Origin of the sequence: Bacteroides sp. D2 (genome assembly GCF_025147085.1) — a bacterium.
GTDB lineage: Bacteria > Bacteroidota > Bacteroidia > Bacteroidales > Bacteroidaceae > Bacteroides.
Window position 1 is genome coordinate 6,066,337 of record NZ_CP102261.1, and the last position, 16,400, is coordinate 6,082,736.

Here is a 16,400-nt window from a genome sequence, read left to right on the forward strand (position 1 = left end):
AAGATTCAAATAGGTTATAATATAAAAACAGCATGAAATTACTTATTCAAAAAGCTATATTAGCCAATATTCTTCTTTTTATAGGCTATTCACTTTCAGCAGGAGAAATCAAAATAAAAATCGATAAGAGATATTTAAATATCCCTGTTTCTCATAAAGAGGACCGACATAAAATGACTTTTGAGGTAAAAGGCCAACCTGCCCTATCGGTTGTTATACGCCTTGCTCCCGATGAAGCTGATTATTGGGTATTTAAAGATGTTTCCAATCTGAAAGGGAAAACATTGACAATCAGCTATGAAGGAAATGAAAAAGGATTAAGCAACATCTATCAGGATGACAATATTAAAGGAGAGGACAACTTATATAAAGAGAACAACCGTCCTCAATTTCACTTTACAACCAAAAGAGGCTGGATCAATGATCCTAACGGACTTGTATATTATGATGGAGAATATCATCTTTTTTATCAGCATAATCCTTTCGAGCGAGAATGGGAAAATATGCATTGGGGACATGCTGTAAGCAAAGATTTGGTACATTGGGAAGAATTGACAGATGCCTTACATCCCGATCATTTGGGTGGAATGTTCTCCGGTTCGGCAGTCATAGATTATGGTAATACTGCCGGTTACAATAAAGGAGACACTCCGGCTATGATTGTTGCATATACAGCCGCCGGACCTGACAAGCAAGTACAATGTATTGCATATAGCCTCGACAAAGGACGCACATTTACAAAATATACAAATAATCCTGTGATAGACTCCAAACATATCTGGAACAGTCACGACACGCGGGATCCTAAAATATTCTGGTATACCTCCGGAAATCATTGGGTAATGGTATTGAATGAACGCGATGGACACTCCATATACACTTCGCCCGACCTGAAAAACTGGAAATACGAAAGCCATGTTACAGGTTTCTGGGAATGTCCCGAACTTTTTGAGTTGGCAGTAGATGGAAATCCCAATAATAAAAAATGGGTAATGTATGGAGCTACAGGTACATATATGTTAGGTTCATTTGACGGCAAAACATTTATCCCGGAATCAGGAAAGTATTTTTATACCAAAGGAAGTCTGTATGCAGGACAAACATATACTAATATACCCAACAGTGACGGGCGTCGCATACAAATTGCCTGGGGACGTATTTCACACCCAAGTATGCCTTTTAATGGAATGATGTTATTGCCCACAGAATTAACTCTTCACACAACAAAAGAAGGAATTAGGCTATTCAGTAATCCGATTAAAGAAACCAAGCAATTATTTACTCCTTTGAAAAAATGGGCATCTTTGACATCTGATAAAGCAAACGACCATCTTAAAGAATTTCGCAATGCCGAAACTTTGAGAATCAAAACGACTTTCAAACTATCTCATGCTACAAGTGCCGGCATTGACCTTTTTGGTCAGCGAATCTTAGATTACGATATGAATGCAAATACAATCAACAGTGTGTTTTATTCTCCCGAAGATAGAAACAGTATGGAACTTACAGCCGATATTTACATAGACAAAACTTCCATCGAAGTATTCATAGACGGAGGGATATATTCCTATTCAATGGGAAGAAAAGCAGCAAACAACAATCAGGATGGAATCCGCTTTTGGGGAAATAATATTGCCGTAAAGAATCTGGAGATTTTTTCTGTGAAATCCATTTGGAATTAAAATGAGGTTATTCAATAAGTCTTCTAAAATGAACTTTCTCTTGCCACAGTTGCTTGTTGCAAGAGAAAGTTTGCTATCCATATAAATGCACCGGCTCATCTATTAATAATAAACTTTCTTTTGCTTACTAGTAAATTTGTATTTAGCCAATACCAAACTTGCAATGCACTAACAGTAAACTATAAATAAAGCTTTCATTTATATAATTAGAAGCTTTGTTTTTATAATTGCAAGTTTCATTTATAAAAACAGAACTTGCAATTATAGATTCCAACTAATGAGAAATAACTTTCCTCCCTATCCTTTAGAAGTTTATAATTAATAGAAAGGAAGTTTTCCCTTAATGTCCTGCAAATGGTTTGCAGTTAGTTAGCGGTTGACTTGAAAAAGCTATAGTATAGAAATCTTTGCTTATACCTGATATACGACTTCATGCGCTTCCGCCAGTTGAGGAACCTCCAGTTTATCCAACATTTTATCTAAAACAGATTCAGGAAGTGCATATTCCCTGCTTTTATTTTGTTGACGCCAAATGTGGTATGGTTGTTCCAGATAGACTATCTTTACTTTTGCACCATAATCAACAAACAAATCAATCAATTGAGCACGCATCTGACGAGTTATGTTAGTAGCATTCCAAACAAAGTCCTGACCTTTGCGGAGATACGTTCTGGCTTCCTCTTTCGCTGTTTGCACTACCCATCCATTCGCAGACTTATCCGTAGGACTCAATTTGTGTTTTCGACGAATGACGTCCAAACTCACCACCGGAACATCTATGCCAGCAGATTGAATATAATAATCCTTCCCCATTCCCGGAAGTCCCGACAACATCGTCACTTCACATTTAAACTGTTCGTGAGGGACATAATCAATATAACTGTCTTCAGTATGGAAGTAATGAAAACGTGCATAATCAGTGGCAAATCCTCTTGGTTTCTTCCAACAATCCTGTTCACGGCAGAAAATCTCAAACAATTCCAGTGCTTCCAGCAGTTCATTCATATCTTCACAAATGCGTCCTCTGATATCAGCGTCGGCCAACATCTTTAGTAATAAAGTATCTACCCGTAAAGAAGCTTCACAGAGTTTCTTCACAGAGTCAGGCTTCTCCATCAGCCAAACAGGTAATCCATGATACCGGACTAAAGATGCAATCTGTTCCCGGATATGGAATGGAGCAGGACAATCCCGGTATAAAATAGTGCGGACAGTGTACTCTCCTTTTCTGGCATGTCCTTTAGCAGATACCCGCCCCTCTCCTTCATCCACGGAAGTTGAACGTTTTTCAACATCATGCAACAAGGCAGATGTCCAAATGATTTCTTTCTCCAAAGTAGAAAGAGAATGATAAGCGGAAGACTGCTGCAATGCCTCCAACACCATACGGGTATGTTCGGCTACACTTCCCTCGGCATGATAACGAATATCCTGCTGAACAGTATTCATTTCGCGCACCCACTCGAACAGTTGTTCGAGTGAGCACCACGATTTATCTTCTATCAATTTCCAATTCATCTTTATTCCTCCTTTTCATTATTAAATTCCCAAACAAGCGGGGCACGCTTCCAGTTACGTGTCCAATGCTCGTCTGTTTTAACATGTCCTTTCCGCACATACTTAAATACATTATGTGCAAATTCGCTTACCAGATATTCTCCGACATTGCGGCTGACTACTCCCTCACGGGTACAAACCTCTTTCGTCCACGGTTCACAAGAGCCGAAGATAGCCGGTTCTTGTGACATACGGATGATTTCCTGTTTTAATAGTTCCGGTGTCAAACCGGAAACAGACTCTATCTTCAACTCCGGAACAGTAGGAAAGTCGAATAAAGCTGCATAAAACTTTACTTCTTCCCACGACAGCCACTGATCCATACAGCGGACTGCAAAAACATAAAAATGCGTTTCTAATCGCTGATATTCTATGGAATGTACGGCATATAGATTCTCTCCAAAGATTTCTATATCACCCAAATCATTCTTTATCAATTCCCAACGCTCACGCAGTTGCCTCGTCCAAGGTGAAGTAGTAGGAGCAGCATGCGAACGGGCAAAAACACCCCACTGACTTAAACAATTATTCTCTCCATCCAGCTTCTCGGTATGCACCAATGTCCGAATCCGTTGGATGTCCTCCCAATACGTATGGTTAATCCGGTCGTCACTAGTCGTTCCGGGAGAGAACGGATAGTGATAAGTGCGATCATATTTCTCTGATATCATTTCTTTCTTTTTTTTAATTAAATACTAATTTCTTTCATCACATCACTCCTTATTCATTCGAACGATGCGAGGCATAAATTTACCCTGCACTTCCACCAGCGTTTCCTGTGTATACATCACTCTGTTAATATCTTTATATGCCAGTGGCATTTCTTCCACGCTCCCACCAATCAAAGTCACTCCCGCCTGCGACAGTAGTTTCTTCAAAGCCGATTGCGTAAAACTATCTTTTGCCTTCTGGCGGGACATCGCCCTGCCGGCTCCATGAGAAGCCGAATTTAAAGCAGCTTCCATCCCTTTGCCACAAACCAGATAACCTGCAGTAGCCATGCTACCGGGAATCAATCCCGCTTGTCCTTTCTGTGCCGGAGTAGCTCCTTTGCGATGCACGATTGCCATACGCCCCGGTGCTATTTCCTCTCTCCAAGCGAAGTTATGATGGTTGTTGACATTAGCGAGCGGCTTCAACCCTAATGCTTTCGCCAAATTCAAATGAATTCGCTCATGACAGGCACGGGCATAATCACCTGCCAGATCCATACTCATCCAATACTCCTGCCCCGCTTCAGTGTTTAAATCCAGCCAGGCAAAATGCTGTGCTTCACGGGGAAGCCTGCACACTTCACGTGCCAACAGGCTGTAATGTTTGGCAATGGCAGCTCCCAATCCTCGTGAACCGGAATGTGACAACAATGCCAGATAATTTCCTTCTGGAAGATTCAACACGTTATTTTCTTGCAGAGCGATCTCGCCGAACTCCACAAAATGATTGCCACCACCGGAACTCCCCAGTTGACGTACTGCCTTTCCATGCAAATCTCTCAACAAAGGCGTCAAACGGAATTCTTCCCTATCCAACACCTCATGTTCTTGCTCAAAACCCAATCCGCCATCCATACCGAAATGAGTGAAATCTTTCAAGGCTTCTTTCATCTGATAGGTATATCGTTTCAGGAAGTCAGCGCTGGCATCAAATACCGTCAGGCTCATCCGACAACCGATATCAACGCCTACGGCATACGGAATCACTACATTATCCGTAGCAAGCACTCCACCGATAGGTAACCCGTATCCGGCATGAGCGTCAGGCATCAATGCTCCGGCCACCGTTACAGGTAAGCGCATAGCCAGGTTCATCTGTTGTTTGGCAAGCGTTTCGATAAATTTACCTCCATAGGTTTTATACATCAACGGCTCATCCAATAAATCATAAGCTATAAACTCTTTCGCTATGATAGTAGGCGAAAGGCGTTCGGCCAGCTTATTCCAAATTTCATTATTTTTGTAAGATTCGGGATGCTCGAGTATATCGCTCAATGTCATTTCAATCTGTTCTTTAGTGTCGTATTTGCAATGTTTGCTCACAATGTCCACTACCAGACTACGGGCAACATTATCCCGGTATCCCAGTTTGCTTAAATCTTTTAATCGTATTCCCATACTCTTTTTTCGTTCGCATACAGCATTCCCTGTCGGCCTCACCGGCAGACAACAATGCAATACACGTGATACCAATGCTTTGGATATGGATATGAAATACCTCACCACCGCATTAAAGTGATTAATTTAAAATATAAAAAGTGATTGCAGGACTAATCAACGATTACCGCTTGTTAGTAGAATTGCGGTCAATATAAGAACCATAAGTTCAGTGTAAAAACAATAAGTTGCAAAGCCTCATCCTCTCGACGAGACAACTTAGTCCTAATTTGAAAATATTATAGCTCCAACATAATTAATACCCTTTCCATCTGTTTTTAAAGGGTGAATACTCATTTTATCGCGGCAAAAGTAGTGCTTATTTTTATTTCCTCCAAAGAATAATAGACAAATTTTAGCGTTCAGTAACTATCCGAGGGAAGTTTTGCCAAGAGTTTCTGTCAAATTGCTATTTTTTACTCCCTTTATATCCCCTATCTTTGCAACAGAGAAAACAAAAAGAAAGAATAGTATATGAAACTAATGAAAGGTTTATTGAGTGCTTTTGCCGTTATATTGGCAACCACAGCTTGTGCAGGCAACAGCGGAGAAAATAAAAAGAGTAATGAATCAACAAAGGAGGACAATAAAATGGAAGTAGTAGCATTAAATAAAGCCGATTTTTTAAAGAAAGTATATAATTATGAAGCCAGTCCGAACGATTGGAAATTTGAGGGCAGCCGTCCTGCTATCGTAGATTTCTATGCTACCTGGTGCGGTCCATGTAAGGTGATGCACCCGATTCTGGAAGAACTGAGCAAAGAATATAGCGGTAAAGTAGATATCTACCAGATTGATGTGGACAAAGAACAAGATCTAGCAGCGGCATTCGGTATCCGCAGCATCCCTACCTTATTGATGATTCCGATGAAAGAGGAACCTAGAATCATGCAGGGAGCTATGCCCAAAGACCAGCTTAAAAAAGCAATTGATGAATTTCTTCTGAAACAAAATAACGAAGCAAAGCAATAGACTTCGACTTTTTTCTCGTCATGATGACTACCCTCTATTCGTCTTTTGAAGATGGATAGAGGGCTAGTTCTTTATAATAGGTTGCCTTATGGTATTCATTTACAGCGAAAAGGTAAGAATTTTACTTTTCACCGCTGGACTTCGAATTGAAGATTTATGTACTTTTGTCTCATATAGATATGTATTAGCCAATAATTAAAGCAATATTCTAATAATATGAAGACCAAGCGTACAAGAAGTTCTTTTCGTTCTATGAATTCGGAAAGAAGGTTAGAGTCCATCTTTTTATTTGTTACCGGAAAATGTAATGCCAAATGTGCCATGTGCTTTTATGCCAATGATATGGCTAAGAAAGAAAAGGATTTGACTTTCGAAGAAATCAGGAAAATATCAGAGACGGCCGGAGAAATCAACAAGTTGTGGGTATCTGGAGGCGAGCCGACGCTCCGGGAAGATCTTCCTGAAATTCTTGAAATGTTTTACCGCAATAACCAAATCAAAGATGTCAATATGCCGACAAACGGACTGAAGCCGGATCGTGTCATCGAATGGGTGAAACGGTTCCGCATCAACTGTCCGGATTGTAATATCAATGTCAGCATCTCACTGGATGGATTCGGAGATACACATGATACACAACGAGGGGTACCGGGCAATTTTTATAAAGCGGCAGATACCATACGGAAAGTAAGCGAACATTTTAAAGACGATGGAAAAGTATTGCTCAATGTAGCCACGGTTATCACTAAATATAATATAGACCAGATTAATGATTTCATGACGTGGATGTATGGACGTTTCCATTTATCTACTCATACGATTGAAGCAGCCCGTGGCGTCACCCGCGAAGACGGAGTCAAAGCATTGGACGAATCCACCCTCCGACAGATTCAGGATGAAGCAGCCCCTATATATAGAGCTTATGCCAAACGAATGGTGAGTAGCACTTCCGGTTTGCGCAAACCTATCACAAAGTTCTTCTATATAGGTATTATCCGAGCTTTATATGATATCCGGGCAAGTAATATCGACCAGCCAACTCCCTGGGGTATGGACTGTACGGCAGGAGAAACGACATTGGTTATTGATTATGACGGTCGATTCCGTTCCTGTGAATTGCGTGAACCGCTTGGCAACGTGAAAGATTACGATTGCGACGTACAGCAAATCATGCAAAGTGAAGCTATGAAGCAAGAAATAGAAGCGATCGGACATGGATATAAAGCAAACTGCTGGTGTACACATGGTTGCTTTATCACTTCTTCCTTAACTTTCAATCCTCGCAAAATGATTAAGAAAGTATATAAAGGTTATCGTGAAGTGAACAAGCTCGACAAACCCATTGATTTCGGCGAGGACAATATGTCTAAAATGGAAGAGCATTACCACCTCGACCGGGAAAAATTACGTCTGCTCGGCATTATCCGGAATTAATCACTATAAGCGTTCCGCCATGAAAATACTTTTGGTTACCAGAGGATCACAAGGAGATATCTATCCTTATCTGACCATTGCCTCCGCGCTGATAAAACGAGGGCATCAAGTCACATTGAATCTTCCACAAATATTTGAAAAAGAAGCAAAAGCATATCAGCTGGATTATGTCTTACAGGATTTTGATGATATACAAGGAATGGTATCGAAAGCAGGAGAGAAATCGGAAGGAGCCAAACCTTATCTAAAGTGGATGCGCGATGTGATTGACGTACAGTTCAAGCAACTGATTCCTCTACTGAAAGAGCATGACATACTGATAGCCACCAACTCCGAATTTGCAGCAGCCAGTGTTGCTGATTATTGTCAGAAACCATTTATCCGAACTGCCTTTGCCCCTTTTATACCCGGCAGGCATATCCCCCCTCCTATCTTCCCTTATCCAAAGCCTCATCCAATTTTCACTCCCCGGTTTATCTGGAAGCTGCTCAATATCGGCAACAACTATATGACGCAGAAAACCATTAATAAGAACCGGGAACAGTTAGGACTGAAGCCTTTAAAGAACTGCGGTTATTATTCCACAGAAAGAGCCTTTAATTATATGCTGTACAGCCGTTATCTCGGTAATACAGATCCCGATTGGAAGTATAAATGGGATATTGGAGGATACTGTTTCAATGACGCACTACACTATGATACGGATGCCTATCAGCAACTTCTGGATTTCATTCAGCAAGAACAAAGACCTGTTATCTTCTTTACATTAGGGAGTTGCAGCGCAAAAGAAAGCGATGCTTTTTGTAATCGGTTAATCCATATCTGCCGACAACTGAATTTCCGGTTGATTATCGGCTCCGGCTGGTCGGGTACAGGAAAGTCCTTAGCAAACGATAAGGATATCTTCCTATTGACACACACCATTCCGCACAGTCTGATATTTCCTCACTGTGATGCTGTCATGCATCATGGAGGAAGCGGAACAACACACAGTGTAGCCCGTGCAGGTAAACCACAAGTTGTCATGCCGCTAATCATCGACCAGCCCTATTGGGCTTATCGTGTTCTACAGTTGGGAATAGGACCGAAATGCATCAAAATCAATAAAATTTCCGACCGGGAATTAAAAGAAAAAGTGAATGATTTAGTAACTAATCCCATGTATAAAACAAAAGCAATGGAATTAGCCAAACAAATCCGCAATGAAAAGTCTGTGGATAATTTCTGTGATTTTATAGAATCTGTGGTGATGAAAAACAAAAACATATAAATGAATACATTTATATAGAATACCAAAAGCCACAAGAACAATAAAGGTTTGCAAGTAAATTACTTTCATTATACCTCTATCGTTCTTGTGGCTTTAGCTTTGAAATTATTATAGTTTCCTCTGAACACCGTCGTCACCAACGACGTAATAAACTCCATTGTCTATCAATATAGCCCGTCCACGCTTTTTCTTCCGATTCTCCTTATTGTCAACATTGACAGCGATCACTTTACCATTATAAAAGGTTGAAATATCCTTGAAGATAGTGTGCCCCACAAGGATATGTTTTACCATATAACGATCCAACATCATTTGTAAAGAGTCCTGTACCAACGGTTTATACTTGGGATCTTCTCTCACCAGGCCGCGATACCAGATCGGACCGTCATTGCCATACAGAAAATCAGTCAATGGAGAAAGTGCCTTACGCTCTTTTTTGCTCATGAAAAGTGCCCGGCTCATTTCCTCGTTCACAGTGGGGATATTCAAGTCCTTATCATAGAATAATTTTCCTAATCCGGCATGTACATATAAATCGGTTCCAATGATTTGCATTGTATTACGTGTTGCAAGCCAACGGCCCAATTCGGTATTTGTGCCGAATAATGAAGGATATTCCACTCCCAGTTTTTCTGCCAGCAGTTTATATTTATCTTTTGTATAGCGAAGATCGTTAGACAACACCAAAGCCTCATGGTTTCCCAAAAGGAAAGAGACATGACCTCCCGCTTTAACCGCTTCGTCTTCTAATTTATAGAACAGCCAGAAGATCTGCAGTACATCCTTGCCACGGTCGAAAATATCTCCGATAATCACCAAATGATTACTACCGAAATTCCACTGATAGTTATCATTAATCACTCCGTTTCCTTGCAACAGGCTAATCACACAATCCAGCCGCCCATGAGGATCGGACATCACAAAAACTTTTTCCGGACGGGTATATTGCCACTCCGGTCTTTTCAATGGATGGAGTTTTACATCAAATGGATACCGTCCCTCATGATCCGTCACACGGAAACTGAAATCTTTAGGTAATGTCGCATAAGTCTTGTCTGTAATCCGTCCTTTCTTATTGACATTAATAACCCGTGTACTACCGTCTGCCTGATAGAGTATATAGGGTCCGTCACCAGACAATTTCTCTTTTTTCTCTTTCTTCTTATCTCCTGAATGATAAGTTCCGGCCTGAATGCCGGAACTTATTAAAACGAGAACAAGAGTAGAAAGAAATAATCTCAAAAAACGAGTGCTCATATTCTTTTCTTTCTTGAAATTTATTTTTTAATCGTTACTAATTCTCCTTCGTCATTGATGGCTTTAATATCATCTCCTTCAATAACCACGGCACGAGTCTCTTTTTCAAAAGCCTTGGGATGATTAACACAAATATCATATACCTTTTTATTATAGGTATACTTCACACGACTATTTTCCGTATGACCGATAATAATACGTTTGACATCATATTGAGCCAGAAGTTTATCTACATCCGCTTCCTTTATCGGACTGTACTCACTGCCAGTCTTAACCATTCCACGATACCACAACGGACCGTTATAACTATCACTATAAAGGAAATCGGCAATATCCGGATATTGTTTTTTCCGTTCCTCTTTTGAAAGGTAAATGCTCTTGCTCACCAGTTCATTGATTTCGGGAATCGTCTCTTCGCGTTCCATAAACGCCTTACTCAATCCTGCATGAACATAAAGGTTTTCACCTACAATCTGAATGGTGTTTTTAGAACGCAGCCAGTTACCCATCACATTCGTCAGTCCCCACATCTTTCCATAAGTCATGTTCATCGCTCTTTGCGAAAGAGTGTTGTACTTGGCATACGTATATTTCAGATTATCACGCATTATCATTTCTTCGTGATCCCCCAAGATGGTTGTCACTCTGCCGCCAACAGCTTTCGCCTCAAATTCCAATTTGTATATGAGCCATAAAATAGGAAGTACGTCTGCTCCACGATCGAAAATATCACCATCAATCACCAAATGGTTACTGCCATATATCCATTCATATTTATCATTAATCACTTCCCCTGTTTTCAGAATAGCGGCAAACAAGTCGAAACGCCCGTGAAGGTCGGATACGGCAAATGTTTTAGCATACTCGGTACGGTCTTCCCATGCCGGACGTTCAAAATTCTCAATCTTATTAATGGGTACCTGAAAAAGGAGTTGATTATCATCCGAATACACATCCAGTTTCAATCCGGCCGGCAATCCGGATTCTTCACGAATGTTCAATGCATTATCTTTAGTCACTTCCAGAATTTTAAGTCTACCGTTTTCATAGAAAAGGTAAGGACCATCATTACGGAAATGAGTGATTTCAGCTATATCCGGTCCCACGGGAGTCAGATCTTCCCCGCACGAATAAAAGGCCGTGATGAACAAACCCAAAAGGAAATAGATGCTATATATCTTTTTCATAATTTCTATACGTTAATGCGTTAATTAATGCAATTCATATTCCGGATTCTGAACCATATTCTCATTGTACTCCATTTCGTGGTTAGGAACAGGAAGAACGATTTTATAATAACTCCAATCAAACTCTACCGCTTCATTGGGAACTTCGCTCAAATAATCTTCACGTATCACTTTCTTGTTATTTCTAAGTAAATCAAAGAAACGTTGTCCCTCTCCCCAGAATTCAATGCGACGCTGTTCAAGCACCAGATCCAGGTTTATATCTTCATCTGCCACGGCATCCAGATCCTTATCCGTACGTGCATAAATAGGTTTCAGATACTTGCGCGTATTAGGTATATCATTCTTCTTAATCGCAGCTTCAGCTGCATTCAGATAGAGTTCCGACAGACGGAAAACCGGGATATTGGCATCTTCATACGATTTAGAACCTTGTACCGGATATTTCAAGCAATAAGGTTTACTGCTACTTGCCGTAGACACCATCTGACTACGAACATCATCGGAATTGTCTTTCATGTAGTCTTTCCAATACTTTTCGGTGGCTATCAGATTATATTTGGTGCTAAGATAACCGATGGATGATTTTCCCGGACTATCAGTAGTCAGATTCACAATTTCGAACAACAGTTCACTATTGAACGGAGTAGCCCATATCTTGGCATATTCATCATTGGTCCACAACTTATAGCCTTGTTTTTCCGCACCTTTGATAGCTTCGGCAGCCACATCGTATGCCTCTTTGTCATTCCCCATATAGAGATAAACCCGGCTTAATAATGTCATTGCCCCCCATTTATTGATCTTACCCTCTTTCTTTACCGGACGAAGCAGCTTCACCGCATCTGTCAGGTCGTCTGTGATGGCCTTATAACATTGGGCGGTCGTATTGCGGGAAGGTTTGATATTCTTATCTTCTACCACTTTATCAATAATGGGCACAGCCAGTGATGCCCCGTTATCTTTCAGATAAGGATACCCGTAAATACGTGTCATATCGAACAGCAACAAGGCACGTATTGCCAAAGCCTCTCCTTTCAAGTCATTATAATACTCCTGCTCTGTCAGCTTCTCCAGTTTCGGAGTTGTAATTTCCCGATCGGGAACAAGCTTTATCTTTTCAATATCCCGGAATAAAATGTTCAGGTTCTTACCAATACCGTAGTACATCCCCCAGAAACCACTAGGTCCATTCGTCTTATTGTACTTGAATGTATAGAAACTGACATTGGTGCTGGAAGACTTATAAGATTTCATGTCATCTCCCCTCAAATCACCATAACAGAACATATCTGCTCCATAATAACTGGATGACTGCATACTGCTGTATGCACCGTTCAGCACAAATTCAAAATCTCTTAATTCGGTCAATGAACCATCAGTTTCTATAGCTGTGGAAGATTGCAAATCCAACCAATCATTTCCGCAACTACTCAATAAGGTTGCAAAGACACCTAAAGCTATATATTTTATCTTTTTCATACTTATTCATTTATAGATTAATGCACTTAGAATTTCACTTCCAAACCGAATGTATAAGTTCTCATCGGAGGAGTATCCCAACTAGGTGATGAACCCGATTCGGGGTCAATATAATCGTATGCCGCCCAAGTTAACAGGTTATTGCCCGATGCATACAGGCGTATATTGTCTATACCCACTTTCCGGGTCCATGTCTTCGGCAGTGTAAAACCGAAAGTCAGATTCTTCAGACGAACATAATCTCCACTGTATAAACGACGTGTGGTAGCATAATCAGTCATGGAAATTGATCTACCGACTACAAAACGTTCAATACTCGTTTCATCCCCCTCCTTCTGCCAGCGTTTCCGGTAATAAATAGGAATATTCAGTGTTCCGTCGCCACCGTGTTCCAGTTTGCCTGCCGCGCCGTCATAGTTCCATGCCCCAAAAGAGAAATTCACGTTAAAATTCAGATCAAACCACTTATAAGAGATGCTGTTACCCAGTCCACCGGTGATAGTAGGATCGGCACATTGCAGTACCACTTTTTCCGCACTACGCGGATCTTTAGTAGTTTCTTTGTTCAGGTTTCCATTTTCATCCGTCGTATTCTTATAGAACATCGGCTCACCGTCTGCCGGGTCGATGCCTGCAAATTCAATCATATAATAGGTAGAATAGGGCAAACCTACCTTATGAATAGATGTTCCGCTGGTTACTTGTTTCAAATCTCCGTCCAACTTCAGGATTTTATTGGAATTATGTCCCAGATTCAAACTTGTGCTCCAACGAAAATCTTTTGTCTCGATATTAGTTGAACGAATTTCCAATTCATATCCCTTGTTTTGTAATTTACCAATGTTGGCAAGATAACTTGAGAAACCTGTTGCAAGAGATAATGGCCGGCTGTAAAGCAGATTTTTCGTTGTACGGACATAATATTCAAATGTAACATTCAGTCTGTTATCGAAGAATCCCAGGTCGATACCGGAGTTGAAGTTATAGTTGGTTTCCCAAGTCAGTTCCTTGTTTTCCAGTTGCGACTGCGTGATACCCGGATTATCGTTATAATTACTGGTCAGACTGCTCAATCCCATATATCCATAATAAGAAGACGGCAGAGTTCCGTTCACACCATAAGAAACTCTAAGTTTCAGGTCGCTTAACCAGTTCTGAAGAGGTTTCATAAAACTCTCGCTACTCACTCTCCATGCACCGGACAACGACCAGAAATTTCCCCAACGATTCTCTCTCGCCAATCGCGAACTTCCGTCTGTTCTCCAACTCGCTCCCAGATAGTATTTGTTGTCATAATCATAGTTGGCACGCGTAATATAAGAAACAATACGCGTCGTACTGTTAGAACCTCCCATACTCTGATACACTACACCATTGTTGACTTCCGGTTTATCCCAGCGTGCAAAATTAGAGATAGTAGTTCCCAATCCATCCGACTCCTTACTGTTGATTTCATAACCAGCCAAAAGGTCCAGATTGTGTTTTTTCTTGATCTTTGTCTGATAAGTCAGAATATTAGACCATGTCATATTGGTAATATCATTATAATCTTTGCTGAAACGTCCGTTATCATCGTCACCGTCACTGGTACGCGGGTCTTTCCATGCACGAGACTTGTTCATCACAAAATCATAACTGAATGTAGACGCAAACTTGATTCCTTTCCAAATGTCGAATGATGCATATACGGTATTGAAAGAACGAGTCGCATATTCTCTCTTAAAATTATAAGAATTTGATAACATCGGGTTACGGTCATCCAATTTGATTAATGCACGGTTCCAGGTGCCGTCTTCATTCCATATAGGGTCAGATGGTGTAGCTCCATTACGCGTACCGTAAATTGGAGAAGTATACGATGTACCCTCCGAATAAGTATCCTGATTCACTTTGGAGAACTGTATCTTTGCACCGATATTCATCCATTTAGCCATCTGATAGTCTACATTCAAACGTGCAGAAATACGTTCCAGACCGGAGTTTATCGTAACACCATCCTGCTTCATATAGCCGATAGATGTATAGTATTTAATCTTTTCCTGTCCGCCGGAAGCTGAAAACTCGTAATTCTGGTGGCTACCGTTACGGAACAGATAATCATCCCAATTCACAAAACCACACCAAGGGATCGGTGCATACTGGTCAATATTTGAATCGGCATAAGCCCATGCTTCATTCTCGGTCATCCCCTGATAAAGTCCTACCTCATCATCGGTCTTACCGCTATAAGTTAAAGCATAATTTCGAAGCCCCTCGTGGATCAGGTTACGACGTTCCTGTCCGCCCATCAATTCGCGGAAAGGCATGGCAAAATTAGAGAATCCCCAATCCGATTTCAATTTAAAGACCGGTTTACCTGCTTTTCCTTGTTTCGTGGTAATAATGACAACGCCATTCGCTGCACGCGAACCATAAAGTGAAGCAGCAGCGGCATCCTTGATAACAGTGATGCTTTCAATATCCGATGTATTCAAAGTAGACATTACATCCAAACCGGAATCACTACCGGATGCACCAATATTACCCGACAATACAGGAACACCATCCACTACATACAGCGGAGAATTGGAGGCATTGAACGAACCCATACCACGGATACGGATGGACGTTGACGAACCCGGTATACCCGAACCGGTATTTACGCTGACACCGGGAGCCGCCCCCTCCAACATCTGTTGGAAAGATACATTAGGCACATCTTTCACAGCATCTGTCTTTACGATACTAGCAGAACCTGCATAAGCCGATTTCTTGAAAGTACCATATCCCGTTACAATCACTTCGTCCAACAGGTTATTATCCACTTTCAGGATTATGCTCATCGGCTTGCCGGGAGTTGCAACTACCTCCTGTGACGTATAACCGATATAAGAAACCATCAGAGTCACTTTCTTGTCTGTAACTTCCAGATGGAAATTACCGTCCATATCAGTCATCATACCGTTAGTTGTACCTTTCACGATGACATTAGCTCCGATTATCGGCTCTCCACTATCTTCAATTACTTTCCCTGTAATCGTATATTTCTCACGTGCAACAGTTTCCGTCCTAACGGGTTCAGCCTTACGGATGGCAATTACTCCATCATGAACCGTATAAGTCAGTCCGCTATTTCGCAGGCATTTGTTAAGCACTTCAGAAATCAGTTCATTCTTCACATCCAGATTTTCCACTCTGACTTTCTTCGCATCATTTGTGCTGTAGATAAAGGTAAAGTCCGTTTGTTTCTGAATTTCCCAAAGAACTTCATTCAATGTTACATTTCTGAATTTGGCTGTAACTGTGGTCTGTGCGAATATAGATGCGCGCATCAGCCCTGAAGTTGTAATACAGAGAAAAAGGAACATCATACAAAGACGTTTTCCATATTTCCCAAATCTGGCAACATTACGTAGTTTTTCCATAAAAC

11 protein-coding genes are annotated in these 16,400 nt (G+C 40.9%); 4 read left to right on the plus strand and 7 right to left on the minus strand.

The genetic code is table 11. The annotated features are described in order from the left end of the window. Positions 1-32 precede the first annotated feature (32 nt). Positions 33-1,682, plus strand: a complete 1,650-nt coding sequence (locus NQ505_RS22990) for a glycoside hydrolase family 32 protein (protein ID WP_008999975.1) — start codon at positions 33-35, stop codon at positions 1,680-1,682. A 411-nt stretch (positions 1,683-2,093) separates the two neighbouring features. On the opposite strand, the gene NQ505_RS22995 is transcribed toward NQ505_RS22990, so the two are convergent. The 3 genes from NQ505_RS22995 to NQ505_RS23005 are packed head-to-tail and all read right to left on the minus strand — an operon-like array spanning position 2,094 to position 5,350. Beyond that, positions 2,094-3,200 (minus strand): AAA family ATPase, encoded by a 1,107-nt coding sequence (locus NQ505_RS22995; protein WP_008999974.1) that lies wholly within the window; start codon positions 3,198-3,200, stop codon positions 2,094-2,096. A gap of 2 nt (positions 3,201-3,202) precedes the next feature. After that, complete coding sequence (locus tag NQ505_RS23000) at positions 3,203-3,910, minus strand: RNA ligase family protein (RefSeq protein WP_008999973.1); 708 nt, start codon at positions 3,908-3,910, stop codon at positions 3,203-3,205. Between the two features lie 42 nt (positions 3,911-3,952). Beyond that, complete coding sequence (locus tag NQ505_RS23005) at positions 3,953-5,350, minus strand: RtcB family protein (RefSeq protein ID WP_008999972.1); 1,398 nt, start codon at positions 5,348-5,350, stop codon at positions 3,953-3,955. 513 nt (positions 5,351-5,863) lie between these two features. Between NQ505_RS23005 and trxA the strand changes: the two genes are divergently transcribed. The 3 genes from trxA (at position 5,864) to NQ505_RS23020 (ending at position 9,065) form a co-directional block, all read left to right on the plus strand. Continuing rightward, complete coding sequence (trxA, locus tag NQ505_RS23010) at positions 5,864-6,361, plus strand: thioredoxin (RefSeq protein ID WP_004300547.1); 498 nt, start codon at positions 5,864-5,866, stop codon at positions 6,359-6,361. A gap of 216 nt (positions 6,362-6,577) precedes the next feature. Beyond that, complete coding sequence (locus NQ505_RS23015) at positions 6,578-7,795, plus strand: radical SAM/SPASM domain-containing protein (protein ID WP_008999971.1); 1,218 nt, start codon at positions 6,578-6,580, stop codon at positions 7,793-7,795. A 19-nt stretch (positions 7,796-7,814) separates the two neighbouring features. After that, complete coding sequence (locus tag NQ505_RS23020) at positions 7,815-9,065, plus strand: glycosyltransferase (protein WP_008999970.1); 1,251 nt, start codon at positions 7,815-7,817, stop codon at positions 9,063-9,065. Positions 9,066-9,173: 108 nt separating this feature from the next. On the opposite strand, the gene NQ505_RS23025 is transcribed toward NQ505_RS23020, so the two are convergent. Genes NQ505_RS23025 through NQ505_RS23040 form a run of 4 tightly spaced genes read right to left on the minus strand, consistent with a single transcriptional unit; the run spans position 9,174 to position 16,395 of the window. Next, entirely contained in the window at positions 9,174-10,322 is a 1,149-nt protein-coding gene (locus NQ505_RS23025; protein WP_008999969.1) for a metallophosphoesterase, read from the minus strand. 20 nt (positions 10,323-10,342) lie between these two features. Continuing rightward, positions 10,343-11,509 carry a metallophosphoesterase gene (locus tag NQ505_RS23030; protein WP_008999968.1) on the minus strand — a complete coding sequence of 389 codons (1,167 nt, stop codon included), beginning with the start codon at positions 11,507-11,509 and terminating at the stop codon, positions 10,343-10,345. Between the two features lie 24 nt (positions 11,510-11,533). Next, positions 11,534-12,991: a RagB/SusD family nutrient uptake outer membrane protein gene (locus NQ505_RS23035; RefSeq protein ID WP_008999967.1), complete on the minus strand. Its 1,458-nt coding sequence runs from the start codon at positions 12,989-12,991 to the stop codon at positions 11,534-11,536. A gap of 26 nt (positions 12,992-13,017) precedes the next feature. Next, positions 13,018-16,395 carry a TonB-dependent receptor gene (locus NQ505_RS23040; protein WP_008999966.1) on the minus strand — a complete coding sequence of 1,126 codons (3,378 nt, stop codon included), beginning with the start codon at positions 16,393-16,395 and terminating at the stop codon, positions 13,018-13,020. Between the last annotated feature and the right edge of the window lie 5 nt (positions 16,396-16,400).